This window comes from Empedobacter sp. UBA2044 (assembly GCF_002333005.1).
GTDB lineage: Bacteria > Bacteroidota > Bacteroidia > Flavobacteriales > Weeksellaceae > Empedobacter > Empedobacter falsenii_B.
In genome coordinates this window covers 1-24,895 of record NZ_DDBA01000073.1, presented here as the reverse complement: position 1 = coordinate 24,895, position 24,895 = coordinate 1, and the positions used below count along the sequence as shown (strand labels likewise).

25 protein-coding genes, 2 tRNA genes and 1 pseudogene are annotated in these 24,895 nt (G+C 31.9%); 13 read left to right on the top strand and 15 right to left on the bottom strand.

Annotation, left to right across the window (positions count from 1 at the left end):
• Window positions 1–23 precede the first annotated feature (23 nt).
• Window positions 24–797 (bottom strand): TrmH family RNA methyltransferase, encoded by a 774-nt coding sequence (locus B4E59_RS13350; RefSeq protein ID WP_280035170.1) that lies wholly within the window; start codon window positions 795–797, stop codon window positions 24–26.
• Between the two features lie 39 nt (window positions 798–836).
• Window positions 837–1,178 (bottom strand): DUF4377 domain-containing protein, encoded by a 342-nt coding sequence (locus B4E59_RS13345; protein WP_219034657.1) that lies wholly within the window; start codon window positions 1,176–1,178, stop codon window positions 837–839.
• A gap of 153 nt (window positions 1,179–1,331) precedes the next feature.
• On the opposite strand from B4E59_RS13345, the gene B4E59_RS13340 reads away from it, so the two are divergent.
• From B4E59_RS13340 to B4E59_RS13330, 3 genes are all read left to right on the top strand, one after another.
• Window positions 1,332–2,624, top strand: coding sequence for a peptidase U32 family protein (locus B4E59_RS13340; RefSeq protein WP_280035167.1), 1,293 nt, complete (start codon window positions 1,332–1,334; stop codon window positions 2,622–2,624).
• A gap of 14 nt (window positions 2,625–2,638) precedes the next feature.
• The gene (locus tag B4E59_RS13335) at window positions 2,639–2,869 is read left to right on the top strand and encodes a ferredoxin (protein ID WP_291053483.1); all 231 of its coding nucleotides are present in this window, start codon (window positions 2,639–2,641) and stop codon (window positions 2,867–2,869) included.
• Window positions 2,870–3,245: 376 nt separating this feature from the next.
• Window positions 3,246–3,803: a 5-formyltetrahydrofolate cyclo-ligase gene (locus tag B4E59_RS13330; RefSeq protein WP_291053480.1), complete on the top strand. Its 558-nt coding sequence runs from the start codon at window positions 3,246–3,248 to the stop codon at window positions 3,801–3,803.
• On the opposite strand, the gene B4E59_RS13325 is transcribed toward B4E59_RS13330, so the two are convergent.
• Both B4E59_RS13325 and B4E59_RS13320 read right to left on the bottom strand, forming a co-directional pair.
• Window positions 3,743–4,372, bottom strand: a complete 630-nt coding sequence (locus B4E59_RS13325) for a hypothetical protein (RefSeq protein WP_180905620.1) — start codon at window positions 4,370–4,372, stop codon at window positions 3,743–3,745. The genes B4E59_RS13330 and B4E59_RS13325 overlap by 61 nt on opposite strands.
• Window positions 4,356–5,438, bottom strand: a complete 1,083-nt coding sequence (locus tag B4E59_RS13320) for a hypothetical protein (RefSeq protein WP_291053476.1) — start codon at window positions 5,436–5,438, stop codon at window positions 4,356–4,358. The genes B4E59_RS13325 and B4E59_RS13320 overlap by 17 nt, the downstream gene beginning before the upstream one ends.
• A gap of 308 nt (window positions 5,439–5,746) precedes the next feature.
• On the opposite strand from B4E59_RS13320, the gene B4E59_RS13315 reads away from it, so the two are divergent.
• Both B4E59_RS13315 and B4E59_RS13310 read left to right on the top strand, forming a co-directional pair.
• The gene (locus tag B4E59_RS13315) at window positions 5,747–6,004 is read left to right on the top strand and encodes a hypothetical protein (RefSeq protein WP_286495840.1); all 258 of its coding nucleotides are present in this window, start codon (window positions 5,747–5,749) and stop codon (window positions 6,002–6,004) included.
• A gap of 30 nt (window positions 6,005–6,034) precedes the next feature.
• On the top strand, window positions 6,035–6,256 hold the full coding sequence (locus tag B4E59_RS13310) for a hypothetical protein (RefSeq protein ID WP_219034652.1): 222 nt from the start codon (window positions 6,035–6,037) through the stop codon (window positions 6,254–6,256).
• A 60-nt stretch (window positions 6,257–6,316) separates the two neighbouring features.
• Here B4E59_RS13310 and B4E59_RS13305 read toward each other — a convergent pair whose 3' ends face one another.
• Window positions 6,317–7,366, bottom strand: coding sequence for an NAD(P)-dependent alcohol dehydrogenase (locus tag B4E59_RS13305; protein WP_280035153.1), 1,050 nt, complete (start codon window positions 7,364–7,366; stop codon window positions 6,317–6,319).
• 79 nt (window positions 7,367–7,445) lie between these two features.
• Window positions 7,446–9,560 (bottom strand): prolyl oligopeptidase family serine peptidase, encoded by a 2,115-nt coding sequence (locus B4E59_RS13300; RefSeq protein ID WP_286495839.1) that lies wholly within the window; start codon window positions 9,558–9,560, stop codon window positions 7,446–7,448.
• A 200-nt stretch (window positions 9,561–9,760) separates the two neighbouring features.
• Here B4E59_RS13300 and B4E59_RS13295 point away from each other — a divergent pair, with 200 nt between their 5' ends.
• Complete coding sequence (locus tag B4E59_RS13295; RefSeq protein ID WP_286495838.1) at window positions 9,761–11,185, top strand: MATE family efflux transporter; 1,425 nt, start codon at window positions 9,761–9,763, stop codon at window positions 11,183–11,185.
• 35 nt (window positions 11,186–11,220) lie between these two features.
• Here B4E59_RS13295 and B4E59_RS13290 read toward each other — a convergent pair whose 3' ends face one another.
• Window positions 11,221–12,546: a hydroxymethylglutaryl-CoA synthase family protein gene (locus B4E59_RS13290; RefSeq protein WP_291053468.1), complete on the bottom strand. Its 1,326-nt coding sequence runs from the start codon at window positions 12,544–12,546 to the stop codon at window positions 11,221–11,223.
• Window positions 12,547–12,721: 175 nt separating this feature from the next.
• Between B4E59_RS13290 and B4E59_RS13285 the strand changes: the two genes are divergently transcribed.
• The gene (locus tag B4E59_RS13285; RefSeq protein WP_291053463.1) at window positions 12,722–13,360 is read left to right on the top strand and encodes an HdeD family acid-resistance protein; all 639 of its coding nucleotides are present in this window, start codon (window positions 12,722–12,724) and stop codon (window positions 13,358–13,360) included.
• Between the two features lie 42 nt (window positions 13,361–13,402).
• Here B4E59_RS13285 and B4E59_RS13280 read toward each other — a convergent pair whose 3' ends face one another.
• Window positions 13,403–13,546 (bottom strand): hypothetical protein, encoded by a 144-nt coding sequence (locus B4E59_RS13280; RefSeq protein ID WP_168801854.1) that lies wholly within the window; start codon window positions 13,544–13,546, stop codon window positions 13,403–13,405.
• Between the two features lie 34 nt (window positions 13,547–13,580).
• The gene (cls, locus tag B4E59_RS13275) at window positions 13,581–15,077 is read right to left on the bottom strand and encodes a cardiolipin synthase (RefSeq protein WP_291053456.1); all 1,497 of its coding nucleotides are present in this window, start codon (window positions 15,075–15,077) and stop codon (window positions 13,581–13,583) included.
• Window positions 15,078–15,208: 131 nt separating this feature from the next.
• Here cls and B4E59_RS13270 point away from each other — a divergent pair.
• The 4 genes from B4E59_RS13270 to der all read left to right on the top strand — a co-directional run bounded on the left by B4E59_RS13270 (window position 15,209) and on the right by der (window position 17,622).
• A tRNA-Phe gene (locus tag B4E59_RS13270) sits at window positions 15,209–15,284 on the top strand.
• Window positions 15,285–15,396: 112 nt separating this feature from the next.
• Window positions 15,397–15,747 carry a phosphomannose isomerase type II C-terminal cupin domain gene (locus tag B4E59_RS13265; RefSeq protein ID WP_038336510.1) on the top strand — a complete coding sequence of 117 codons (351 nt, stop codon included), beginning with the start codon at window positions 15,397–15,399 and terminating at the stop codon, window positions 15,745–15,747.
• A 35-nt stretch (window positions 15,748–15,782) separates the two neighbouring features.
• Window positions 15,783–16,211, top strand: coding sequence for an adenylyltransferase/cytidyltransferase family protein (locus B4E59_RS13260; protein ID WP_180905607.1), 429 nt, complete (start codon window positions 15,783–15,785; stop codon window positions 16,209–16,211).
• A gap of 103 nt (window positions 16,212–16,314) precedes the next feature.
• A complete protein-coding gene (der, locus tag B4E59_RS13255) occupies window positions 16,315–17,622 on the top strand; it encodes a ribosome biogenesis GTPase Der (RefSeq protein WP_125349172.1) in 1,308 nt (435 codons plus the stop codon).
• A gap of 108 nt (window positions 17,623–17,730) precedes the next feature.
• On the opposite strand, the gene B4E59_RS13250 is transcribed toward der, so the two are convergent.
• A tRNA-Arg gene (locus B4E59_RS13250) sits at window positions 17,731–17,804 on the bottom strand.
• 191 nt (window positions 17,805–17,995) lie between these two features.
• On the opposite strand from B4E59_RS13250, the gene B4E59_RS13245 reads away from it, so the two are divergent.
• Window positions 17,996–19,063, top strand: coding sequence for an ABC transporter substrate-binding protein (locus B4E59_RS13245; protein ID WP_291053452.1), 1,068 nt, complete (start codon window positions 17,996–17,998; stop codon window positions 19,061–19,063).
• The gene (locus B4E59_RS13240; RefSeq protein WP_291053449.1) at window positions 19,064–19,573 is read left to right on the top strand and encodes a MepB family protein; all 510 of its coding nucleotides are present in this window, start codon (window positions 19,064–19,066) and stop codon (window positions 19,571–19,573) included. It begins immediately after the preceding gene.
• A 22-nt stretch (window positions 19,574–19,595) separates the two neighbouring features.
• Here the strand turns inward: B4E59_RS13240 and B4E59_RS13235 are convergent, their stop codons facing one another.
• The 5 genes and pseudogenes from B4E59_RS13235 to B4E59_RS13215 all read right to left on the bottom strand — a co-directional run.
• A complete protein-coding gene (locus B4E59_RS13235) occupies window positions 19,596–21,101 on the bottom strand; it encodes an NAD(P)H-hydrate dehydratase (RefSeq protein WP_291053446.1) in 1,506 nt (501 codons plus the stop codon).
• Between the two features lie 83 nt (window positions 21,102–21,184).
• The gene (locus tag B4E59_RS13230) at window positions 21,185–22,204 is read right to left on the bottom strand and encodes a phenylalanine--tRNA ligase subunit alpha (protein WP_291053443.1); all 1,020 of its coding nucleotides are present in this window, start codon (window positions 22,202–22,204) and stop codon (window positions 21,185–21,187) included.
• 148 nt (window positions 22,205–22,352) lie between these two features.
• Window positions 22,353–22,517 (bottom strand): annotated as a pseudogene (locus tag B4E59_RS13225) (DegT/DnrJ/EryC1/StrS family aminotransferase); the annotation flags it as partial.
• A 1,860-nt stretch (window positions 22,518–24,377) separates the two neighbouring features.
• Window positions 24,378–24,602, bottom strand: a complete 225-nt coding sequence (locus B4E59_RS13220) for a hypothetical protein (protein ID WP_236688237.1) — start codon at window positions 24,600–24,602, stop codon at window positions 24,378–24,380.
• A gap of 29 nt (window positions 24,603–24,631) precedes the next feature.
• On the bottom strand, window positions 24,632–24,895 hold a 264-nt coding region (locus B4E59_RS13215; RefSeq protein ID WP_291053438.1), incomplete at its 5' end, for a DUF5675 family protein.

Below are 24,895 nucleotides of genomic sequence, written 5' to 3'. Positions count from 1 at the left end.
CTTTTATTTTTTTAAGTTATCTCTTATTGTCTTTGTCTCACAGCTTCGTAAACACAAATCGCTGCTGCGTTACTCACATTTAGCGAATCTACAAAACCTAACATCGGAATTTTAATCAACAAATCTGAATGATCAGCCCAAAAGTCCGAAAGTCCTGTTGCTTCAGTTCCTAAAATAATCGCAGATGATTTTGTAAAATTAGCCTCGTATAAATTCTTTGTTTCATCTTTCAAAAATGTTGAAACAACTTGAATATTTTTCGACTTTAAGAAATCCAAAACATCCTCTTTACTTGCTGATGTAATTTGATTGGTAAACAATGTTCCAACCGAAGAACGAATCACATTCGGATTGAAAAAATCAACTGTTTCATCACAAACAATTACAGCATCTACTTTTGCTCCATCTCCAGTTCGTAAAACTGCACCAAGATTCCCTGGTTTTTCTACAGCTTCCAAAACAACAACCAACGCATTTTCTGGTAATTGTAAATCCGTTAATGTCGAAGATTTCGTTTTATAGGCACCGATAATTCCGCCTGTCGATTTTCTATACGCAAGCTTTTCAAAAACTTGTTTGGTAATTGTAAATACTTTTGCCTGTCCAAAATCAATTGATTTGTTATAAATATCTTCGCAAATATAAATTTCAACCGCTTCGTAACCACCTTTTACAGCTAATTCATTTTCTTGTGTTCCTTCCACAATAAATAAACCTTGATTTTTACGTTCTCTCGATTTTTCTTGCAATTTCAGCAAGTTTTTAATCCTTGGATTTTGAAGACTTTCTATTAACATTTTACAAAATTACTCGAAATTCTTTGAAGTAGATTCAAATTATTTCATTGTTGCTAATTTTTTACTTACAACTTTTACTAACTTATATTTTAATGAAGATGCATCTGCTGGTGGATTTTCAATTTCAGATTTTGAAACAATAATTTGATATTCATAACCTGGTTCATGCTTAAATCCTTCAATCTGATTATAAAAATATTGCCATTCAGCTGCATTTGCTTCTTTTACCATCATACATTGCATTTTTGCAACTCCTGCGGTACATTCTCTTGTTTCTGGAGCAACTGTTAACAATTCTTCTCCTTGTTTCAATTCTTTAGTTGAAGCACAAGAGGCAAATAAACCGATACTTAAAATACTTGATAAAATAATTTTTTTCATGGAATATCATTTATTGTTTGACAACAAATATTATGCTAAAAACTAACTTAAACTTCAAAGTAAATTCATTCTCAAAAATTTAACTTGATTATAAATAACTTAATCACTTGTATTTTTTGTTGTACCTTTGCACCTTAAAATCAGAATTTTCGTATGACCAAAGATGGAAAAATGGAGTTGATGGCTCCTGCTGGGAATTTCGAATCGTTACAAGCGGCTTTAGATAATGGAGCTGATTCTGTATATTTCGGAGTTGAGCAGTTGAATATGCGTGCGAGAGCATCAATAAACTTTACAATGGACGATTTACCAGAAATCGTAAGACGTTGTGAAGAAAAAGGTGTGCGTTCTTACCTTACTTTAAATACAATTATATACGATCACGATTTATCTTTAATCAAAAACTTATTGGACAGAGCAAAAGAAGCAAATATTACGGCTGTTATTGCGATGGATCAATCTGTTATTGCTTATGCAAGACAAATTGGGATTGAGATTCATATTTCGACACAAATTAACGTTACGAATATCGAAACAGTAAAATTCTATGCAATGTTTGCTGATACAATGGTATTGTCGCGTGAATTGAGTTTGAAACAAGTGAAAAAGATTTGTGAACAGATTATCAAAGATGATGTTCGTGGACCGAGTGGAAATTTAGTTGAAATCGAAATTTTCGGTCACGGAGCATTGTGTATGGCTGTTTCAGGTAAATGTTACTTGAGCTTACATTCGCACAATTCTTCTGCAAATCGTGGAGCTTGTAAACAAAACTGTCGTAAAAAATATACGGTAATCGACCAAGAATCTGGTTTCGAAATCGAATTAGATAACGAATACATGATGTCGCCAAAAGACCTTTGTACAATGGAATTTTTGGATGAAGTGGTTGATGCTGGTGTAAAAGTATTGAAAATTGAAGGTCGTGGACGTGCTCCAGAATACGTTGCAACTGTAATTCGTGCGTATAGAGAAGCGATTGATTCTATTGCGGATAAAACATATTCAAAAGAAAAAGTGGATTACTGGATGGGATTATTGCAAACTGTTTATAATCGTGGTTTTTGGTCTGGATATTATTTAGGTCAAAAATTAGGAGAATGGTCTGCTGTTCCAGGTTCTATGGCAACTCAGAAAAAAGTTTATATCGGAAAAGGAGTTCATTTCTTCCCAAAACCAAGTATTGGTCAATTTGTAATTGATGCCTATGATTTGAAAATTGGAGATTTAATTTTAGTTACAGGACCAACAACTGGAGCCAAAGAAATGGTGGTAACAGAAATGATGGTGGAAGATGTAAAATCTGATACAGCTAAAAAAGGTGATTCGATTACAATTCCGATGGAATTTAGAATTCGTCCATCTGATAAATTATACAAATTAGTAAAAGTAGAAGAGCCAGGAACGCAACAAAATAGTGTTGAAGAAGGCGCTTATTCTCATTAAAAAAATAGTTATCAATGGTCATTATTACGTTACAGCGCGATAAATGCATCGGATGCAACTATTGTTATGAGTTAGCACCAGAACGATTCAGAATGTCAAAAAAAGACGGTAAATCTGTTTTATTAAAAGCAATTGATAAAAAAGGTTTCCACACGTTGAAAGATCCTGATCATTCTATCGTAGATAATTGCGAACGTGCTGCCAAAGCTTGCCCTGTAAATATAATTACAGTAAAAGAAATATAGATTAAAACATTAGCTATATAAAAAGTCCATCAAAATTTTGATGGATTTTTTTATTTTTAAAATTTATTGGATTAATACACAACCACATAAAAGACAATTACGGTTTCCCGCATTTTTTATAAGCAACCTTTTTACCATATTTGCATCTAGATAATAGAATTGATAACGAAATTAAAAATGTCAAAACCGAAGAGAATTCACAAAACTTACAAAAAGTCTTTGTTTAGTAAAATGAAAGTAAAACCTGTTAACTTATTGTTATTTATGGCAATCGCTTGTTTTATTTTTGTATTAGTTTTTCTGAATTAATTGGAATTTATTACTCTCTACTTTTTTACTTTAATAATTTCTTAACTTCGTATCAAACTACGAAGAAATGACAAAGTCTGAAGCTAGAAAATATTATCGAACGTTGAGAAAATCATTCACTAAAGAAGAAGTGAATAACTTGAGTGATCAAATTTTCGAACACATTAAACAATTAGATTTTTCTACAGATCAGACTTTTCATATTTTCTTACCTATCGAAAAAAATAACGAAATCAATACTTATCCAATCATAAATTGGCTATTTCAACAACAAAAAGAGGTGGTTTTGCCTTTGGTTATTGGCGATGATATGATTAATTGTAAAGTAGAAAAAGGTTTCGAAACGGTATTAAATTCACTTCAAATTCCAGAACCTATTCAGTATTCAGAAATTGATTCTAAAGCTATTGATGTTATTTTTATTCCAATGTTTGTTGCCGATAAAAAAGGAAATCGTGTAGGTTACGGAGGAGGATATTATGATAAGTTTTTGGCAAGATGTAAACCTAATTCAAAAAAAATAGGTCTAACTTATTTTAGACCTATCGAATATATTGAAGACGCTTATTTCGGCGATTTTCCTCTTGATTTCTGTATTACTCCAGACGGAATTGAATCTTTCTGAATCGAGTCTTTTTTATCATTTAACGTTCTAAAATAGAATTTAAACTCTCGTTGAAATTTGATCGGCTCTTGTTTTAACACAAATACCCCAACATGATTATTGGTTTCGATTAACTTTTTATCCGAATTGAAATAATTAATTGTATACGCAATTCGCTTAATAGAGTCTGGTGTAATTGAATCTTTTGGTAAAATTGCAAATTTAGAAACGGAAGTAAATGTTACTTTTTTCGAACGAAGTTCTCTCAATAACGAAAATATTTCGGTCGTATCTTTTTTAGGAAAATAAGATAACAATTGATCTCTCAACAAACTATCAACAACCGTATCATTGGTATTAGATGCCAGCGCCGAAAGCTCGAAAAACTCGCGCAATTTTTGTTTTGCAATAAAATTTACAGCTTCTACCGAATCCATTTTATTACTTACTGTCGATGCTTCGTTTTTGTAACCTTTTATCGCTTCTGGGTTATAATCTCCTTTATATTTATCGTCTTTGCACGAAAATATCATCCAAACACTCATCAGCAATATCATGCTAAACTGAACTATTTTACTTATCGTTCTCATCTTGCTGGATTTTAAATTTTAATTTCACAATTTTTCCATTTTTCCTTTCCGATTCGATCAAAGAAAAATTCTTTAACGACGTCGTAGGCATAGTAACTAAATTGATATATTGTTGTTTCGAAAGAATCTCTACACCAAAAAAATCATTGTCATAGACTTGATAAATCAACGCATCATCCGCAATCATTTGATTTAGCTTAGAAATTCGTTGTTTCAAATCTTTTGCTGAATTCGAATAATAATACAGCATAATCTTATAATCATCTGGCTCTAACAAAAGCTTTTCTGGCTGATTATATTGATGCAAATTAACCCTAAACGTATCTTGTTTATAGTAAGGTGAACTCACAAACATCTTGATTGTATCTTTTTGCGATTCAAATTTGATACAACCTGTTTTGGTCGATAAATAAAGTGGTGTAAAACCATCTCTAATAATTGTAACCTCAACAGAATTGGTAATTGCAGCTTGTCTATCCGAGTCTACAAAACAAAATTCGTACTCGCGCTGACCAAAAATTGAATAATAAATAGTTGCTCCAATTCCGCTCAACAAAACAACAGCAGCTGCTATTATCGAAATCAATTTTAGCTTGGGTTTTATTTTAACAGCTTCCTCTTTTGCAGGAATTATTTCTTTTTCTGTTGATGGTTTAACTTCTGCTTGAATCTCTATTTCAGATTCTTCTGGAGTTATATGTTCTGATGAAAAATTTTCGTTTTCTTTTGCTTCAATCGTCGATTCTTCAGCTTTATTTGGACCAAAATGTTCTATTTTCTGAACATTAAGAAAGTGTGCCCAATTTTTATATCCACAATATTGCGCCAAAAGATTGAGCATATCAATACGCGGAAGCTTCTGAAAATCTGACTTAAAATACGTATAAAACCACTTTTCGCTAACGGTAGATCTGGTTTTATTGAATAAATCGTCTTGGAAAGATGTAATTTCTTGCCCCTTCCAATCGGAGATATTTTCGGATTGAGCAGAATTTTCTTCCAAAAATCGATTTGAAATCGTTTTTTTCAGAATTTCGAAAATTTCTATATCTGTAAATTTGCTCAAAAAATAAAATTTATAAAATTGGTTTTCAGTATTTTGTAAAATAATTTTAATTTTACAAATTGTCCTTTAATACAACTACAAATAAAATAATTTTTTTGATATGTTGAGTTGTATTTCTTTATTAATGCGTTGTTAAATGATTTCTTTTGTTGTAAAACATTTGTTGAATATTCAATGATTGGATTACAATCATCTTACAACTATTTTGCTTCGAAAAACTTTGATATCAGCTTAACTTTGGTTCAACAAAATGATTGAAAAAATCAACAAAAACAAAAAATCAATTAAACATATCAAAAATTAAAGTTATGAAAAAATTAGCATTAAACGTAATCGTATTAGGAGTAATCGGAACTTCATTTGGTCTAACATCTTGTAATTTATTTGGATCGAAAGAAACAAAAACTGAAACAGAAGTAAAAAATGACACGATTACAACAATCGAAGATTCTGTAAAAATTGACTCTGTAGGAAAAGATTCTGTTGTTATCAAAGATTCGGCAGTTGTAAAAGAAACTCCTGTAAAAGTTGAAACAACTACGACTACAACAACAGAGAAAAAATAATTTGTAGAATAGATTAAACAAAAAAATCAAATGAAAAAATTAGCGTTATTCGCTTTCGCAGCGATTTCTTTCACAGCAATTTCTTGTAAACAAGAACCAACAAGTGTAGGAGAACCAACAACAGTTATTGAAGATTCTGTAAATGTTGAAAAAGCAGAGATTCCTGCGGCAGATTCTGTAGAAGGAGTTACGGTAGATTCTTCGAAAACTGTAAATCCAGCAGAAACAACAAAAGATTCTGTTGCGAAATAGAACTTAAAAACTCAAAAAAATCCGCTCGTTGAGCGGATTTTTTTGTTTCTATATCTAAGATTAAGATTCTTTCAGTGATTTAATGTCAATCACAAAACGATATTTCACATCAGATTTCATCATACGTTCGTATGCTTCATTAATGTTTTGAATATCGATCATTTCTACATCAGACACAATATTGTGTTCTCCACAAAAATCTAACATTTCTTGTGTTTCCTTGATTCCTCCAATTAAAGATCCTGCCAAATTACGACGTTTCATAATCAATAAACCTCCGTGAATAGCATCTAAAGGCTCGATAGCGCCAACCATACACATTGTTTTATCTAATTTTAATAATTGTAAATATGGATTAACATCGTGTTTTACAGGAATTGTATTCAATAAAAAATCAAATGAATTTGCATGCGCTTTCATTTGTGTTGCATCTTTCGAAATCAAAACCTCATCAGCTCCAAGTTTCTTTGCATCTTCACCTTTAGACTCAGATGTTGTAATCATTACAACATGTGCACCCATTGCTTTTGCAAATTTAACACCCATATGTCCCAAACCTCCAAGACCAATTATACCAACTTTATCGCCCGATTTTACATTCCAGTGACGCAAAGGCGACCACGTTGTAATTCCCGCACACAACAATGGCGCAGCAGCTTTTACATCGATATTTTCGGGTACGTGAAGCACAAAATCTTCTTCTACCACGATGTTTTCTGAATAACCACCGTAAGTGATTCCACCATGTTTCGAGTTTTTAGAATTGTACGTTCCTGTAAAACCATTTTCACAATACTGCTCCAAACCTTCGTCGCAAGAATGACAATGTTGACAAGATTCTACCATACAACCTACTCCAACCAAATCTCCAACTTTAAACTTTGTTACATCAGAACCAATTTCTTTTACTCGACCAATAATTTCGTGCCCTGGAACAACTGGATAATTTGGTTTTCCCCAATCGCCTTTCGCTGTATGAATATCGCTGTGACAAACTCCACAATACTCGATATCTATAAAAATATCTTTCGCATGTAAATGTCGACGTTCTATTGTGTGTGGCGCTAATGGATCAGTTTCATTAAACGCTGCGTATGTTTTTGTGTTCATTATTTTTAAAATTTTTAATCCTATAAAATTAAAAAATCTACCTGAATAATCAGATGGTTTTGAATGAATTAAATTATAATTATTTCAATTTTTTGATTCCCATGTTCCACAAAGTGAATGCATATTTATCAGCTGTTTCATTAATCACAACTTCTGTCGAACGACCTGCTCCGTGACCAGCTTTCGTTTCAATTCTGATTAAAACTGGATTATCACACGCTTGTTTCGCTTGTAAATTAGCCGCAAACTTGTACGAATGCGCAGGAACTACACGATCATCATGATCTCCTGTTGTGACTAATGTAGCAGGATAACATGTTCCTTCTTTTACATTGTGAACTGGTGAATAACCTTTCAAATACTCGAACATTTCTTTGCTGTCATCAGCAGTTCCGTAGTCATAACCCCAACCTGCACCAGCAGTAAACGTATGATAACGTAACATATCTAAAACCCCAACCGCAGGCAATGCTACTTTTGCTATTTTTGGATTAATTGTTTCTGTTGCGCCAACTAATAATCCTCCGTTAGATCCTCCTGATAATGCAGTAAAATCTGGTGAAGTATAATTATTTTTCTGTAAATATTCTGCAGCAGCAATGAAATCATTAAAAACATTTAATTTATTGAATTGACGCCCTCCATCGTGCCATTTTTTACCATATTCTCCACCTCCACGTAAGTTTGGAACAGCGTAAACTCCACCATTTTCAATCCAAGCAGCAGTTGCTGGACTAAATCCTGGCGTTAAACTAATATTGAATCCTCCGTATCCATAAACGATTGTAGGATTTTTACCATTTTTCTTCAATCCTTTTTTATACGTAATAATCATCGGAACTTTTGTTCCATCTTTTGACGTATAAAAAACTTGTTCAGAAATGTAATCATCTGAATTAAATTTTACATTTGGTTTAATGTAAACATCCGAAGATCCCGTTTCTACATTGTATTTGTAGCTTGTAGATGGTGTGATATAATTTGAAAATCCGAAATAGATTTCTTTCTCTGATTTTTTTCCTCCAAATCCTGATGCAGAACCAACGCCTGGCAATGTAATTTGACGGACTTTTGATCCATCATATTTGTATTGCTCCACAACCGAAATTGCATCTTTTAAGTATTTAGCAAATAAATAACCTCCTCCTGTAGAAACAGATAATACATTTTCAGTTTCTGGAATAACTATTTTCCAAGCAGCTTCGCTCAAATCAGAAATAGTTGCTTTAACTACTTTATTGTTTGGTGCTTTGTTATTTGTAAAAATGTAGAAAGTCTCTCCATCGTTATCAATCACAGAAGTATTTGTATCAAAATTATTCACAATTGTTTTGATTGGGCTATTTGCTTGAGACAAATCTTGATAATACAACTCATTTCCAGTTGTTGTATTTGCAGCTGTAATAATTAAGAAACGCTCATCATCCGTCAAATAAGCACCAACATAGCGGCGAGGTGTTTCTGCTCCTCCAAAAATCAATTGATCTTTTTTCTGAGCTGTTCCTAATTTGTGGTAATATAATTTGTGTTGATCTGTTTTCTCAGATAATTCAGATCCTTTTGGTTTATCATAAGACGAATAGTAGAAACCGTCGTTTCCTTTCCAAGCTGTTCCAGAGAATTTAACATCAATCAATGTTTCTCCAACTTGTGTTTTATCTTTTGCGTTAAGAACAATTACTTTTCTCCAATCTGATCCACCTTCTGAAATTGAATAGGCAACTAAGCTTCCATCTTTAGAAAAGCTAACATCAGCCAACGAAACAGAACCATCTTTCGAGAATTTATTCGGATCTAAAAAAACTTCTTCTGTTCCATTTTCACCTAATTTACGGTACAAAACTGAGTGTTGTTGTAAACCATCATTTTTGTAGTAATACGTATAATCTCCTTCTTTAAAAGGAGTCGAAATTTTCTCGTAATTCCAGATATCCGTCAACGATTTTTTCAATTGTGTACGTAATGGAATTTCATTCAAATAAGCATAAGTTGCTTTATTTTGTTCAATTACCCATTTCTTAGTATCTTCAGACAAATCATCTTCCAACCAACGATATGGATCTTGTACATTCTCTCCAAAATACGTATCAACATGATCAATTTTTTTTGAATCTGGATACTTTTTCTTATAACTCTGTGCATTCACTCCTACCATAAGGGCAACATTAAATAAAATAAAAGCAGTTTTTTTCATTTCTTCTTAGTATAGCTGTTTTGGTAAAGATAATAAAATCAAAAAGATAAATTGGTATTGAAAAAAATGATTTATTTTTGGGCAAAATCCTCTCAGATTTTAATTGAAATGAATACTTACAACTTCGCGGCAACTTAACGTTAAATTCATTTTGATTTAAAAATTTATCAAGTATTTTTAATTTTTTTAAAACCAAAAAAATGACTGTAGAAAAGTCTTTAACAGCCAAAATTGGGTCTATTTTTTCGTTAATTAAACAATCTTTTTCAAGCGAAAACTTAGATTTAACCGCGTTACCAATCAAAAAATCAGTCTTTCTATTAGCAATTCCGATGATGTTCGAAATGGTGATGGAATCTGTCTTTGCATTGGTCGATTTATATTTTGTAGGACATTTAAAAGAAAGCGCTTTCGCCATACAAACCGTTGGTCTTACAGAATCTTTATTAACAATTGTTTATTCGATTTCAATAGGAATAAGTATGGCTGCAACTGCCATTATTGCACGAAGAATTGGAGAAAAGAAACCCGAAAAAGCTTCGGAAAGTGCTTCGCAAGCAATTTTATTATCGATAATCATTACAATTCTGTTGAGTATTTTCGGATTTATATTCGCCAAAGATTTATTGATTTGGATGGGATCATCTGAACAAGCCGCAGAATACGGGAAGAATTTTACTAAAATAATGATGGCAAGTTGTTTATCAATTGTGTTATTATTCTTGATTAACGGAATTTTTCGCGGAGCTGGAAATGCAGCAATTGCGATGAAAAGTTTGTGGTTAGCTAACGGAATAAATATTATTCTGTGTCCAATTCTTGTTCGCGGATGGTTCTTTTTTCCTGAAATGGGATTAGAAGGAGCAGCCTTAGCTACTGCAATTGGTAGAAGTGGTGGTGTGGTTTATCAATTGTATGGTTTAACGAAAAAAGATTCATTAATTCAAATCAAATGGAGTTATTTCGTTCCAAAATCTAAACTAATTATCAATATTGTAAAAATTGCAGTTCCTGCTATTGTACAATATATTATTGCAAGTTGTAGTTGGATTATTCTTGCGCGAATTGTTGCTCAATCTGGTGGAGAAATTGCATCTTCTGGTTATCAAACAGCTTTACGACTGATGATGTTTTTTATGTTACCTGCTTGGGGATTGAGTAATGCTGCGGCAACTTTAGTTGGTCAAAACTTAGGAAATAAAGATCCCGAAAAAGCAGAAAAATCAGTCCTTATGACCATGAAATTTAATATCATCTACATGTTGATTGTAAGTGTTATATTCTATGGATTAAGTAATTATTTAGTTTCAATTTTTACAACAGAAGAACATATCAAAATTGTTGCAAAAGAAGGAATGTACATTTTGGCAACTGGTTTTTTATTATACGGAATTGGAATGGTAATGATGAATGCTTTTAACGGCGCGGGCGATACAATGACGCCAACGATTATCAATTTTGTTGGATTTTGGTTATTCCAAATTCCATTAGCGTATATGTTAACGTATCATTTCAATTTGAAGGAAGAAGGCGTTTTTATAGCAATTCCTGTTTCGGAAACGTTTATTGCAATTTTAGCATTTATTCTCTTTAAACGAGGGAAATGGAAGCAGAAAATAGTATAAAAAAAATCGCTCAAATGAGCGATTTTTTTATGTTTTTATCCTTTGTAAGTATAATATCTTGCACCTTTCAAATCTGGAATTTCAGTTTCAATGCGATCTAAAGCAAAACCTTTCGAATCATTAATAGATGTTTTCAGATTTTTATTGTGTAGATCTTGGTATTGTTCAAAAGAAATTGCTTCTCTTTTATTTAAATAAGTGAACAAATCCATTTTATTCATCACATTCTTCCAACCTTCACCAATTTGTCCTTGAAAAACTTTCGATTTAGATCCAGAACCATACGCAATAAAACCAACTGTTTTTCCATTTAATTCTTCATTGCTATCTGCGCTTACTTGTAGAGCCGATAAAAATGCTGTAAAAACTGAAGCTGTGTACATATTTCCGATCTCAGAAGAAGCACGTTGAGTTGGTTCTACTTTTTCTTTGATTAAGGCTTTATATTCATCCGATTTTGAAACAACTTTCAAGTTATCATTCGAATTATCTTGATCATTTTCTAATGCAAAAACATCCGAAAACATTCTTTTTCCTTGAAATGCATAAGGCAAGTGAAAAGCAATATATCGCCAATTTTCGTACAATTTACCTTCTATTTTAGCCTCATCTTTAAAGTTGAAATAAGCTTCTCTAACTCTTTTTTTATAACATTCGTTAGAATATTGCCCTTCAAAAACTGGTTCATCAGAAAAAATTTCGATTTCAGATTTTGTTGTTCCTAAAGCATTCAAAATCGCTTCATCAGAAGTTGATTGATGTGGTTTAAAGAAATCAAAAACAGATTCCATGCCAATTCCCCAATTGTTATCAAACGCAATCAAATCTGGTTGATTCGAGATTAACATCGCTACTGCACCTGCACCTTGTGTATATTCTCCTGTCGATTCTAATCCATATTTTGCATAATCCGCCGCAATTACAATCGCCTTTTTAGCTGGATTTACACGAACATAATCGATAGAATTGTGCATCGCATCTACTCCACCCACGCACGCAAACGTCATATCCACAACATCTGTATGTCTAAAAGGTCGTTCACCAAATTGTTTAGCCAAAACAGATTCTACCAATTGTACTGCATAAGTTGCGGTTGGTTTTGCTCCATCTAAAGCGCTTTCTGTTCCTAAATAAATTCGTCCGATTTCAGTTGGATTTATATCAAAATCTGTGATTAATTTCAACAAAGCATTCGCAGCGATAGTTGCTGTATCTTCATGAACATCTAAAACAGACATTTTCTTTAAACCCAAACCAATTTCAAGTTTATCAGGATCAATATTGCGTTGAATTGCTAAATCTTTTATTGGTAAATATATATGCGGAACGTAGATAGAAGCCGCCTCTATTCCATACTTCATTTTCGTTGATTTTTAAGCGAACTTCAAAGTTAAGGGTATTTTAATTTTATTCTGGCATGAAATAAATCCTGAATTTTAAGAAATCTAATTTCATTATAAATTACTCAAAAAAGAATGCTTTTAATTATAATATTTCTTAAATTTAAGAGCATAATTTAAAATATCAATTTTCAAAATGGCACGTACTTTTTACAAATCAATTAAAAACTCTATCAAATATTGGTGGATTTTATTAATCATAGGATTACTATTTGTTGGATTAGGAATTTATTGTTTTGCATTTCCTACTGCATCATATGTAGCACTTTCAGTCTTCTTTGCAGTTTCGTTTTTATTTTCAGGAATTTCAGAAATTATCTTTTCCATTTCGAACAAAGATGAAATTGATAGTTGGGGCTGGACATTGACATATGGAATTATCACCACAATTGTTGGATTTATGTTAGTTGTTAATCCAATTCTAAGTTTAGAAGTTTTTGCTTATTATGTTGGGTTCTTAGTGTTATTCCGCTCAATCTCTGGAATTAGTTATGCTTTCGACCTGAAAAATTATGGTGTAAGAGATTGGGGTGTTTCGTTATTTTTGGCAATTGTTGGATTAGTTATTTCGCTTATTTTATTATCATCTCCACAATTAGCAGGTTTAACAGCTGTTGCATGGCTAGGATTAGCAGTTATTTCTACCGGATTATTTGCGATTTTTATTTCATTACAATTGAAGAAAATTAAAGATATCCCGAATAATATTTCGGACGATTTGAGAAGTCGATATGAAGAAATTAGAAAAGAAATCGAAGATTTTAAAAATCAATAAAAAACAAAAACCTCTACTTTAATTGAAGTGGAGGTTTTTGTTTTATTTTCCTAAGATTCCTTCTAAAAATCCAGTTTTAAAAGATTCAATCATAACATCTGGTTGATCTATAAAATTTAGAAAACCATAAGCTAGAACTGCACCTATAGCAATTTTTCCAATTGATAATAAAGATAGCTTTTTCATATTACCTTAATTTAAAATTAAATATAATAAATATTTACAATATCGGTGCTAATAATCTACAAATCGATGCAAACGCACGGTTATACCAAGGTCTATTTTCCCATTTTTCTAGCGTTAATAATTCTGAATCCTCTTTATCTATATCAAATTGAGCACTCATTTGTTGTAATAACGTTGCATTTTCAATCACCGAAGTAATCTCGAAATTAATCATAAAACTACGATAATCTAAATTCACTGTTCCAATAAAAGCCAATTTATCATCGACCGTAATTGTTTTGGCATGAAGAAATCCTTTTTCGTATAAATAAACTTTTACACCCCGCTTCATCAAAGGTTTTAGGAATGATAATGACGCTTGTTGCACCACAATAGAATCGCCTTTTTTAGGGATAATCAACTCCACTTCTACTCCGCTCGAAACAGCAATCATCATCGCTGTCTTAAATTCGTCACTTGGTATAAAATATGGTGTACACAATTGCACTTTCTTTTTCGCTAAAGTAATTGCCAAAATCATCGCTTCCATTGCCGAATGTACATCACTACCAGGCGAAGAAAGTCCGAAACTAACAGTTGCAGCATCTTCAAAAATCTTACTTTGAGAATTGTAAAAATAATTTGAATCAGAAATATTATACTTTTTGCCTTCCGTCATCATCCAATTTAAGTAAAAATGCAATTGCAAACTATTGATAGAATCTCCTTCAATCATCACAGAAGTATCACGCCAATAAATCTTATTATTTGGACTTATTACACCATTTTGATTGATGTATTTATCACTAATGTTAATTCCTCCTAAAAATGCTTTTTTACCATCAACAATCAAAATTTTGCGGTGATTACGGTAATTAGAATTCGCCAAAGACGAAAATCGAACAGGTAAAAATGTCTGAAACTCCACACCTGTTCCATCAAATCTTGAGTGATGTTTATTCAGTTTTGATGATCCAAAATCATCCGCAGTTACACGAACTTCTACACCATTTTTAGCTTTTTCAATCAGAATATCAATGATTTCATTTCCAATATGATCTTCATCAAAAATGTAATATTCGAGATGAATATGATTTTTAGCTTCACGTAAAGCTTCCAAAAAAAGAGGAAATTTTTCTTCTCCATTTGTCAACAACTTTACTTTATTATTTGTTGCAGGATAAGCAACTCTTGCATTATTTAAATAACGATAAACCTGTGACAAAGAACCAATTCTTGCATTTACTTTATCTAAATCATCGTGAACAAATTGATCCATTTCAGCCCATTTTTCATTGATGATTTTTTGATGATTCTTATCTATACGTTTAAAAAATTCATCTTTTTTAAATTTCTGTCCAAAGAAAAAATATAAGATTATTCCAATAAACGGTAGAAAAACAATCACCAGTATCCATGCAATTGTTTTAGTAGGGTTTCGATTTTCGATCAAAATAGTAACAATCACCATTATATAAAGGATTGTAAGCGGAACCCAATACCATTCTTTGATAAAATTCCAGATGTGCAAAAGTGTAATTGACCATTCCATTTGTTACCAATTCGTAATTTTTATAAAAATAAATGAATAAAAATCAACTGCTTAAAAAATTAACAAAAAATATTTAAAAATAATTTTGGAAATAATAAATAAACCTTCTTATATTTGCAATCCAAAATGACGGTGCCTTAGCTCAGTTGGTAGAGCAAAGGACTGAAAATCCTTGTGTCCCTGGTTCGATTCCTGGAGGCACCACCACATTTATAAAACCTCAAGCATGTGTTTGAGGTTTTTTTTTTGAATGAACATAACAATTTATTCATCGAGTATTTTAGAGTTGTATCTAAATATTCCGTAAATTGCATAAAACATGGAAATAGGAAATAGACCTTGGGGTTCTTACTACGTATTAGAGGACACCGATATATATAAATTGAAGAGAATAGAAGTGAATGTTGGCGGGCGTTTGTCTTATCAATATCACAATCATCGTGCAGAAGTTTGGACAATTGTTCAGGGTACTGCAATGGTGACACTTGATGATAAAGAATATGAATACAAAGCAGGTGAAGTCGTTATTATACCATTAAAAGCAAAACATCGTATTCAGAACATAGGTAATGAGACTCTAATTTTTATCGAAGTTCAACATGGTACGTATTTTGGTGAGGAAGACATCATTCGAATTGAAGATGATTACAACCGATCATCTGAAGATTAATAAAAACTAACTATAAAAGACTAAACTAATTGACTATGAAAATCGGAATTACATTTAGTGCTTTTGATTTGCTTCATGCGGGACATATCAAAATGCTAGAAGACGCAAAACAACATTGCGATTATTTGATTGTAGGTTTACAAACAGATCCAACATTAGATCGACCAGAAAAAAACAAACCAACACAAACTGTTGTAGAACGCTACATTCAGTTAAAAGGTTGCAAATTTGTTGACGAAATTGTGCCTTATGCAACAGAAGAAGATTTGGAAGACGTTTTGAGATCTTTCAAAATCGATGTGCGTATTTTAGGTATTGAATACCAAGACAAAAACTTCACAGGACGTAAATATTGTGAAGAAAAAGGAATCGAATTGTATTACAATTCAAGAGACCACCGTTTCTCAAGTTCCGGACTTAGAAAAGTGGTTGCTGAAAAAGAACTTCTTAAAGTTGTAAAATAAAAATGGAGTAAGGTTAGAGTTTATCTAACCTTTTTTATTTACAATACTTTCTCAATCAAAAAATTAATGTAAAAAATAATTCTAAAAATTATACCTTTGCAAAATGTCAAATATAGTTGCAATTGTAGGAAGACCAAACGTTGGTAAATCTACGTTCTTCAACAGAATGATCCAAAAAAGACAAGCTATCGTTGATGACACTTCTGGTGTTACACGTGACCGTCACTATGGAAAATCTGATTGGAATGGAAAAGAGTTTACCGTAATCGATACCGGAGGGTATGTCGTTGGTTCAGATGATACCTTTGAAGAAGAGATCCGCAAGCAAGTTGAATTGGCTATTGATGAAGCAAATGTAATTTTGTTCATGGTAGACAATCAAGTTGGTTTAACGGATATGGATAAGGAAGTTGGCAACCTTTTAAGACGCACTAAGAAGCCTACATTCTTAGTTGTGAATAAGGTCGATACCAACAAAAATTTAGAAGATTCTTATGAGTTTTATAACTTAGGATTCGAAAAAATGTACACTATCGCTGCAATGAGCGGAAGTGGAACAGGTGAATTATTAGATGATGTGGTAGATTGTTTTAAAGAAGAACAACACATTGATCCATTCGAAGGTTTACCTAAAATTACAATCGTAGGTCGTCCAAATGCTGGAAAATCTACATTAATCAATGCATTATTAGGTGAAGAACGTAATATTGTAACGGATATCGCAGGAACAACACGTGATTCTATCGAAACGTTGTACAATAAATTTGGACACGAATTTGTTTTGGTAGACACTGCCGGAATGCGTAAAAAAGGAAAAGTAAGCGAAGATTTAGAATTTTATTCTGTGATGCGTTCGGTTCGTGCAATCGAAGAATGCGACGTTTGTGTCTTAGTAATTGATGCAGAACGTGGTATTGAAGCACAAGATTTGAATATTCTTTATTTAGCAGAACGTAACCGAAAAGGTGTGGTCATCTTAATCAACAAATGGGATTTATTGGAAAAAGAAACCAATACAATGAAAGAATACAAAGATGCTATTCTAAAACGTATTGCGCCTTTTACAGACGTTCCTGTGTTGTTTATCTCGGCTCTTACAAAACAACGTGTCTTGAAAGCTGTTGATACATTTATCGAAGTTTACGAGAACCGTAGTCGTCGTATCAAAACAAGTAAATTAAACGAAACTTTGTTACCGATTATCGAGATTACACCTCCACCTGCAGTAAAAGGAAAATACATCAAAATCAAATATGTAACGCAGTTACCTACAAAAACGCCTCAATTTGCGTTTTTCTGTAACTTGCCGCAATATATTAGAGATCCTTACAAACGATTTATCGAAAATCAATTGAGAAAGGAATTTAATTTTGAAGGAGTTCCAATTGAAGTTTACTTCAGAAAGAAATAATAAAAATCCAAAAAGTCCATTTACAATTTGTAGATGGACTTTTTTATTGATAACAATAGAATTTAACATTCATAAAAAAAGCTCAACGATTGACGCTGAGCATTTTTGTGACCGAGACAGGATTCAAACCTGTAACCTCTTGAGCCGTAATCAAGTGCGCTATTCAGTTGCGCCACTCGGCCGTTTGAAATAATTGAAAGTATTTTCCCTTATTTTCGAATGCAAATATACAGCACTTTTATCGTAAAAACCTAAGCTTTTCGAGAAAAGTTTTTAACAATAATTTAATTTACAACGTATCAATTGCTTACAAAAATATTTTTTTATGATTTTGACAGAATTCTTAACTTGCTTCCTCTAAATTCAATCCAAAATGATTAAAAAATTAATTCTAAGTTCATTCATTCTTCTTGCAATTAGTAGTTGTAAACAGTCGAAAGAAGCTGTTAAAACCGAACAAGAAAATACAACTTTTCAGTTTGCGAAAAATATTTCTATCGAAGAAAACAACGAAACAATCACGATAAAATCTTCTGGAAATACGATTTCATTTGATAAAAAAGACTTGCCAATCAAAACTGTGATGGTTGAAACTTCGTCTGCTGTGACGTTTTTAGATCAATTAGAAAGTCTTGATTTAATCAAAGGAGTTTGCGATGCAGATTTTATTTACAATCCTAAAATAGCCGAAGGAATTGCGAATAAATCAATCTTAAAAGTTGGAAATTCAAACGAACTATTCACAGAAATCATCTTAAAAAATAAACCACAATTGATTATTGCAAATTCAAATCCTGTTTTAGCAAAATTTCATCAACAATTGGAACAAAATGGAATAAAAGTATTGTATTTAGATGAATACAAAGAGCAAAACCCATTGGGACAAGTTGAGTATTTGAAGGTTTTCGGAAAATTATTCGGAAAAGATACAGAAGCTGAAAAGCGTGTAGAAACGGTTAAAAATAATTACGACTCCATCAAAAATATCATTCAAACCAAAGGTCAAGATAATGTTTCAACAATTGTGAATACAATGTATGGCGATATTTGGTACGTTCCGACAAATGATTTGTTGCAAGCAAAATTAATAGACGATGCGAAAGGAAATTATATTTTCAAGAATAAAACAGGTGAAAATAGTTTGAGCTTAACATTTGAAGAAGTTTATACAGCTGGAAAATCTGCAAATTATTGGATTAATGTAACAAACGTAAATACGTTGGCAGAAATGAAAGCTTCTTATCCAAATTATGCGTGGTTTGATGCGTTTAAGAAAGGAAATGTTTACGCTTACAACAAACGAATGAATGCAAAAGGTTCGAATGATTATTTTGAACAAGGAATCCTTCGTCCAGATATTATTTTGAATGATTTAGGAAAAATTTTCTATCCAAATTTATTTCCAACGTATGAGTTGTACTTTTATCAACAATTGAAATAAATGACTGAAATTATTCAAAAATTCGAAGATTTTGTTCTAAAATCTTCGAATTTATCCATTTCAACTCTTGAAAAAGATGCAGAATGTGACGAATATATAGGTTATAATTTCAATGTTAATGAGTTTTCTATAAAATTTAGAAAATCGAAAATTACGCCTAAAAAAGTTGGTCAATTTGTAACATTATGGAAACGAAATACAGCTAAACAAACCGAACCTTACGACGAAAATGATGGTTTTGATTATTACATTATTGCTGCAGAAGATGATTCTAAACTAGGTTTTTATATTTTTCCGAAATCAATTTTAATTGAAAAGAATATTTTGAGCTCAATTAAAAAAGAAGGAAAACGAGGTTTTAGAGTTTATCCGAATTGGGTAAAACCTGAAAATAAACAAGCGGAGAAAACTCAAAATTGGCAACAAGATTATTTTGTAGAAGTCAACAATCAACAGATTGACAAAACCAAGTTAGAAAAGATATTCAACAAAAAACGGAATTCAAATTGAGTTCCGTTTTTTTGTTATTTTTTCAAAAATTCGAATCCAAATAAAAATAAGCTTCACTGATAAAATCACTAATATTTGACGCAATTAAACTATGTGGATGAATTTTATTTACAGCCAAATCTCCAGCCAATCCATGTAAATAAACACCTAAAATTGAAGCTTCTGATGAATTATAACCTTGTCCAATTAGCGACGCAATAATTCCACTCAACGTATCTCCAGATCCAGCAGTTGCCATTCCCCAATTTCCTGTCGAATTGAAATAAATTTTACCTTCGGATGTAATAACTGCAGTATAAAAACCTTTTATAATAAATGTCAATTGATGAAAAACAGCAAGTTTTTTAACTTTTTCTAATTTCTCAAAATCATTTTCCCATTCTCCAATTAAACGTTGTAACTCTTTTGGATGCGGTGTTAAAACTGAATCTTGTGGAATCAACGTAAAACAATCTTTCTGATTAGCTAAACAATTTAATGCATCAGCATCAATCACCAAAGGTTGTTGTTGATTCTTAATCCAATTGATAAAATTTGCTTCTGTAGTTGGGTGTTGTCCCATTCCCATTCCAACAGCAACTCCTTGATAAATTTTTATCTCAGGAAAATGTTCAATTTGTTTTTCTGAATCATCAGTCAAACTCATTGATTCTATCAAATTTGTTTGCAAAATATTTAATCCACATTGAGGAGTATAAGTCGTTACCAAACCACTACCCGTCTTCAAGGCTGCTTTTGCACTTAAAATAATTGAACCTATTTTTCCTAAACTTCCACCAATTATCAACGTATGACCAAATGTACCTTTGTGCGAAAATTGACTTGGTTTCTTTAGAAATTTCTGAACATCATTTTTCTGTATAAAATAATAATTTGTCTCAAATTCATTACTCACATTTTGTTCTAATCCAATATCTAACAAAATAAATTCAACGGTGTAAATCTGATTTTCAGGAAATAATAAACCTAATTTAGGAACCTGAAAAGTATATGTTTTATTTGATTTACAACACGGAAAATATTTTTGCATAGGAGAATCAGCAATAAAACCAGAAGGCAAATCTATCGAGATAATTTGCGTCGGATTTGACTCTGCTATTTGATTGAAGACTGAATTCCAATCATCATGCAAAGGTTGATTAATTCCAATTCCGAAAATAGCATCGATAATAACTGAATTTTCAGGAAGTTGTAACTCTTCATTCAAATTAAAAAAATGTAAATCATTAGAACTCAAAAGTTGTTGATTCTTTAAATTATCTTCGCTATAATTCTCTGATTTCAATATATAAATCAATGTTTTATAGCCTAATTTTTTCAATTCTCTTGCAACTCCTAATCCATCTCCTCCATTATTTCCTTTTCCGCAAAAAATAATAATTGGTAATTCTTTAGATGGAATATCATTCACTATATTTTCAGTCAATTTCAATACAGCTCGCTCCATCAAATCCCAAGAGGATATATTTTGATGTTTGATCGTTAATTGATCCCATTCTTTTATCTGTTTTGAATTGAGTATTTTCATGAATAACATTTGTTTACATAAAGGTAGTAAATAAAAAAAGGAACTCAAATTCAGTTCCTTTTTTTATTTATATTCTATTAATCTTAAAATAATTCTGATCGGAATTGCTCTAAGAAACGTTTATCATTTTCTGTGTACAAACGGATATCACCAATCTGATACAACAACAACGCAATACGCTCAATTCCCATACCGAATGCATAACCCGAATATTTCTCAGGATCGATATCTACATTGCGCAAAACGTTAGGATCTACCATTCCACATCCCATAATTTCTAACCAACCTGTCCCTTTTGTCATACGATAATCAGTTTCAGTTTCTAATCCCCAATACACGTCAACCTCCGCAGAAGGCTCTGTAAATGGGAAATATGAAGGACGTAAACGAATTTCAGATTTACCAAATAACTCAGTTGTAAAATAACTTAAAGTTTGTTTCAAATCTGCAAACGAAACACCTTCGTCAATGTATAAACCTTCAATTTGGTGGAACATCATATGCGAACGAGACGAAATCGCTTCATTACGGTAAACACGACCTGGCGCTAAGAAACGCATGGGCGGTTGATTTTTCTCCATATGACGAATCTGCGTAGACGACGTATGCGTACGCAACACAATATCTGGATCAGTTTCGATGAAAAATGTATCTTGCATATCTCTCGCAGGGTGATGCGCAGGCAAATTTAACGCTGTAAAATTGTGCCAATCATCTTCGATTTCTGGACCTTCAGAAACACTAAATCCAATGCGATTAAAAATCTCGATTATGCGATTTTTTGTAATGTTAATTGGATGACGAGAACCCAATGTAAAAGGCTCTCCAGGACGTGTCAAATCTAAAGAAGAATCAGTTTTTCCTTCGTTTGAGATTTCATTTTTAAGAACAGTTGATTTTTCAGTTGCCAATGTTTTTAATTCATTTACAACTTGACCAAATTCCTTTTTTTGTTCATTCGGAACAGATTTGAACTGTGTAAACAAGTCTGTTAAAATTCCTTTTTTTCCTAAAAATTTAATTCTGAATTCTTCAATTTCAGCAGCATTTGTTGAATGGAAGTTTTTTACTTCTTCAATATATTGTTTGATTTGGTCAATCATAATTTCTGATCAATTTGATTACAAATTTAACCGATAATCAACTTATAACAAATTATTCGAGTACTTTTATTAAAAACGTCTAATTCTTATAAATAAAAATCCTCCTAAGAAACTTAGGAGGATTTGATTGATATTATATTTTTGAAAATTATTTCCCAAATACTTCTTTTACTTTAGCTGTAATTCGTTCGCGTTCTGCATCTGTTAAATTAGAACCAGAAGGTAAACATAAACCATTTTCAAATAATTCTTCTGCTACCGTTCCTCCATAATAAGGTGCATCAGCAAAGACAGGTTGCATATGCATTGGTTTCCGTTAATTCACGAAGGAAAGGATTACTGAGGATTCTGGCTTTTATTTGTAGAGGATGTCGATTTTTTTCGAGAAATTAAAAACCTGTTTTATTATTTTTCTTCTAACTTTTACCTTAATGCAAAGTCTGTGCAAACAGAGTATGTGATTACAAAACATCAAGTCTTTGATTTTCGACGGTCAAAATTAGTTTTAGTCATTCAATGTTTTAGATCATTTGCTACGCAAACAGTAAAACATTTTAACCATAACTTTCAACTTTTTTGACTCTCGCCTCCAAATCATATGACATTTTTCTAATCCTTTTTTCATTCATAAATTTTGTAAAAACTTATTACTTAAAACTCAATACTTAAAACTTAAATTATTTTCTTAACGTAAGAGTTTTAATGCCGGTTTTTCATCCTTTTTTAATATTAAAATCCCTTTTAAACAATGAATTCAAACACGTCATTGCTGAAAAGTCGAGGGTCAATTCGGCGTAGTGAGCGTTAAAAATGATTTATGTTCGCATTTCATATGCGAATGATTTAAAGCATTTAGCGAATAGCAGTTATTGACCGACATGTAAGCATAGACTTGTAATGCTTTGCATTCATGAATACCATAAAATAATAATAAACCATATGAATAACTTTTGATTACTTTTTGTGTCAAGACTTCCCCGAAGGGCATATGAATTCATTTAAAAACAATAATAACTCATGAATAAAAAGTAATAAATAAAGAACTACTAATTATTCACTTATTCTCGTAATTATGTTCAGAACCTAATCTAGTTGTCATTTGAGGTATCGAGAAATCTATTACTTTCATTTTTTTAATCATCTAAAAAAACGAAACAAAAAAAGATGCCGACAGTAGTCTCTCAATGATTCAACTAAATAAATTATTTCCATAAAGTTGGCAACTCGCTCCACTCAGACACTCCAACTTTTTTTATTCCAATAATTTAGAGTTGAATTGCATTTCGATCCTAAATCGTCGGATTTTTTTAATTCCTTTCTCAATATTCAAATTCGCCTTTAATAAGGAATTAAAAACCGTCATTGCTGAAGAGTCGAGTGTCAATTCGGCGTAGTGAGCGTTAAAAATGATTTACTGTTCGCATTTCAAATGCGAATGATTTAAAGCATTTAGCGAGTAGCCATTATTGACCGACATGTAAGCATAGACTTGATTTTTTTGGTTCGTTTTTTTTATCAAGAAAAAAAATGAATAAATGTACCTAAGCTCCACAGGAGCTTCTCCTTTTAATTTCAAATTTTTAATTTCAAATTCTTAATCTCAAATGTTTTTTCATCAAGGTACCCGAAGGGTATATGAATTCATTTGAAAACAATAATAACTCATGAATAAAAAAATGAATAATCTTAATCATGCCTCTCAACTTTTTGACACTCGTCTCCAAATCATATGACATTTTTATGATCCTTTTTCAATATTTAAATACATAATACATTTCACAAATCTAAAATCTCAATTCTCACATCTAAAATCAATCCACTTTCTCAACCTTAGTCTTAATCTCAAATACATACTACTTTGTACATAATACAACTCTAAAATCTCAAATCTCATATCTCATATCTAACAACTACTTTTTACATAATACATAATACATAATACATTTCACAAATCTAAAATCTCAATTCCCACATCTACTTTTACACAACAAAAAAACTACCCATCTACTGGGTAGCCTTTAACAATTACATTAAATTTTCATTCTTCAATTTTTGCAACAACAGCGAAAGACAGAAACTACTTAATGCCCCTACGAGCGAAAGTAAAATTGTCGAAATAATATCCTGCCATTGTATACTCGCATACATACCGCACATAGCTCCACAAATCACACTAAACTTCGTGTGATCGTGAGGCGGCATCGGATTCATCAACAACATCATGGTCAACAGTTAATTGACTTACAGCTGTTAAAACACCTCCCGTCACAACCAAATATCCACCTAATTGCACCAATAGTGCTGGCAATACAACAGGAGCGGCAATCAATACACCACCAATACTAGCAGCGACTAATCCTATTGTACGAATATGTTGAAATAACTTAGGGGTTGGCAATTGCAAACGTTCTACTATATTCATAACGTTTATTTTTTAATATGTAAAAAAACCTGTTCACCTCTCTGTAAATATTCATAAACGATTGTTTTCAGTCGTTCAAATGCTTTACGAGAGTCAATACCTTTTCCTTCTCCTTGCAGAGAAGTAACTGGAGCTATACATCCATTCAGCTCCTTTAGTGCATCATTCGCTGGATGAAATAAAATCAACGATCGATTCGGAACCAAATCAATCCATACATGCCACCCAAAACGTTTACTAAATCGCTTCTTTAGTGGATATTTACCTTC

Bases quoted from the DNA above. Each gene is read 5' to 3' on its own strand.
- B4E59_RS13350 (WP_280035170.1), bottom strand. From the start codon at position 797: ATGTTAATAGAAAGTCTTCAAAATCCAAGGATTAAAAACTTGCTGAAA.
- B4E59_RS13345 (WP_219034657.1), bottom strand. From the start codon at position 1,178: ATGAAAAAAATTATTTTATCAAGTATTTTAAGTATCGGTTTATTTGCC.
- B4E59_RS13340 (WP_280035167.1), top strand. From the start codon at position 1,332: ATGACCAAAGATGGAAAAATGGAGTTGATGGCTCCTGCTGGGAATTTC.
- B4E59_RS13335 (WP_291053483.1), top strand. From the start codon at position 2,639: ATGGTCATTATTACGTTACAGCGCGATAAATGCATCGGATGCAACTAT.
- B4E59_RS13330 (WP_291053480.1), top strand. From the start codon at position 3,246: ATGACAAAGTCTGAAGCTAGAAAATATTATCGAACGTTGAGAAAATCA.
- B4E59_RS13325 (WP_180905620.1), bottom strand. From the start codon at position 4,372: ATGAGAACGATAAGTAAAATAGTTCAGTTTAGCATGATATTGCTGATG.
- B4E59_RS13315 (WP_286495840.1), top strand. From the start codon at position 5,747: ATGAAAAAATTAGCATTAAACGTAATCGTATTAGGAGTAATCGGAACT.
- B4E59_RS13310 (WP_219034652.1), top strand. From the start codon at position 6,035: ATGAAAAAATTAGCGTTATTCGCTTTCGCAGCGATTTCTTTCACAGCA.
- B4E59_RS13305 (WP_280035153.1), bottom strand. From the start codon at position 7,366: ATGAACACAAAAACATACGCAGCGTTTAATGAAACTGATCCATTAGCG.
- B4E59_RS13300 (WP_286495839.1), bottom strand. From the start codon at position 9,560: ATGAAAAAAACTGCTTTTATTTTATTTAATGTTGCCCTTATGGTAGGA.
- B4E59_RS13295 (WP_286495838.1), top strand. From the start codon at position 9,761: ATGACTGTAGAAAAGTCTTTAACAGCCAAAATTGGGTCTATTTTTTCG.
- B4E59_RS13290 (WP_291053468.1), bottom strand. From the start codon at position 12,546: ATGAAGTATGGAATAGAGGCGGCTTCTATCTACGTTCCGCATATATAT.
- B4E59_RS13285 (WP_291053463.1), top strand. From the start codon at position 12,722: ATGGCACGTACTTTTTACAAATCAATTAAAAACTCTATCAAATATTGG.
- B4E59_RS13280 (WP_168801854.1), bottom strand. From the start codon at position 13,546: ATGAAAAAGCTATCTTTATTATCAATTGGAAAAATTGCTATAGGTGCA.
- cls (WP_291053456.1), bottom strand. From the start codon at position 15,077: ATGGAATGGTCAATTACACTTTTGCACATCTGGAATTTTATCAAAGAA.
- B4E59_RS13265 (WP_038336510.1), top strand. From the start codon at position 15,397: ATGGAAATAGGAAATAGACCTTGGGGTTCTTACTACGTATTAGAGGAC.
- B4E59_RS13260 (WP_180905607.1), top strand. From the start codon at position 15,783: ATGAAAATCGGAATTACATTTAGTGCTTTTGATTTGCTTCATGCGGGA.
- der (WP_125349172.1), top strand. From the start codon at position 16,315: ATGTCAAATATAGTTGCAATTGTAGGAAGACCAAACGTTGGTAAATCT.
- B4E59_RS13245 (WP_291053452.1), top strand. From the start codon at position 17,996: ATGATTAAAAAATTAATTCTAAGTTCATTCATTCTTCTTGCAATTAGT.
- B4E59_RS13240 (WP_291053449.1), top strand. From the start codon at position 19,064: ATGACTGAAATTATTCAAAAATTCGAAGATTTTGTTCTAAAATCTTCG.
- B4E59_RS13235 (WP_291053446.1), bottom strand. From the start codon at position 21,101: ATGAAAATACTCAATTCAAAACAGATAAAAGAATGGGATCAATTAACG.
- B4E59_RS13230 (WP_291053443.1), bottom strand. From the start codon at position 22,204: ATGATTGACCAAATCAAACAATATATTGAAGAAGTAAAAAACTTCCAT.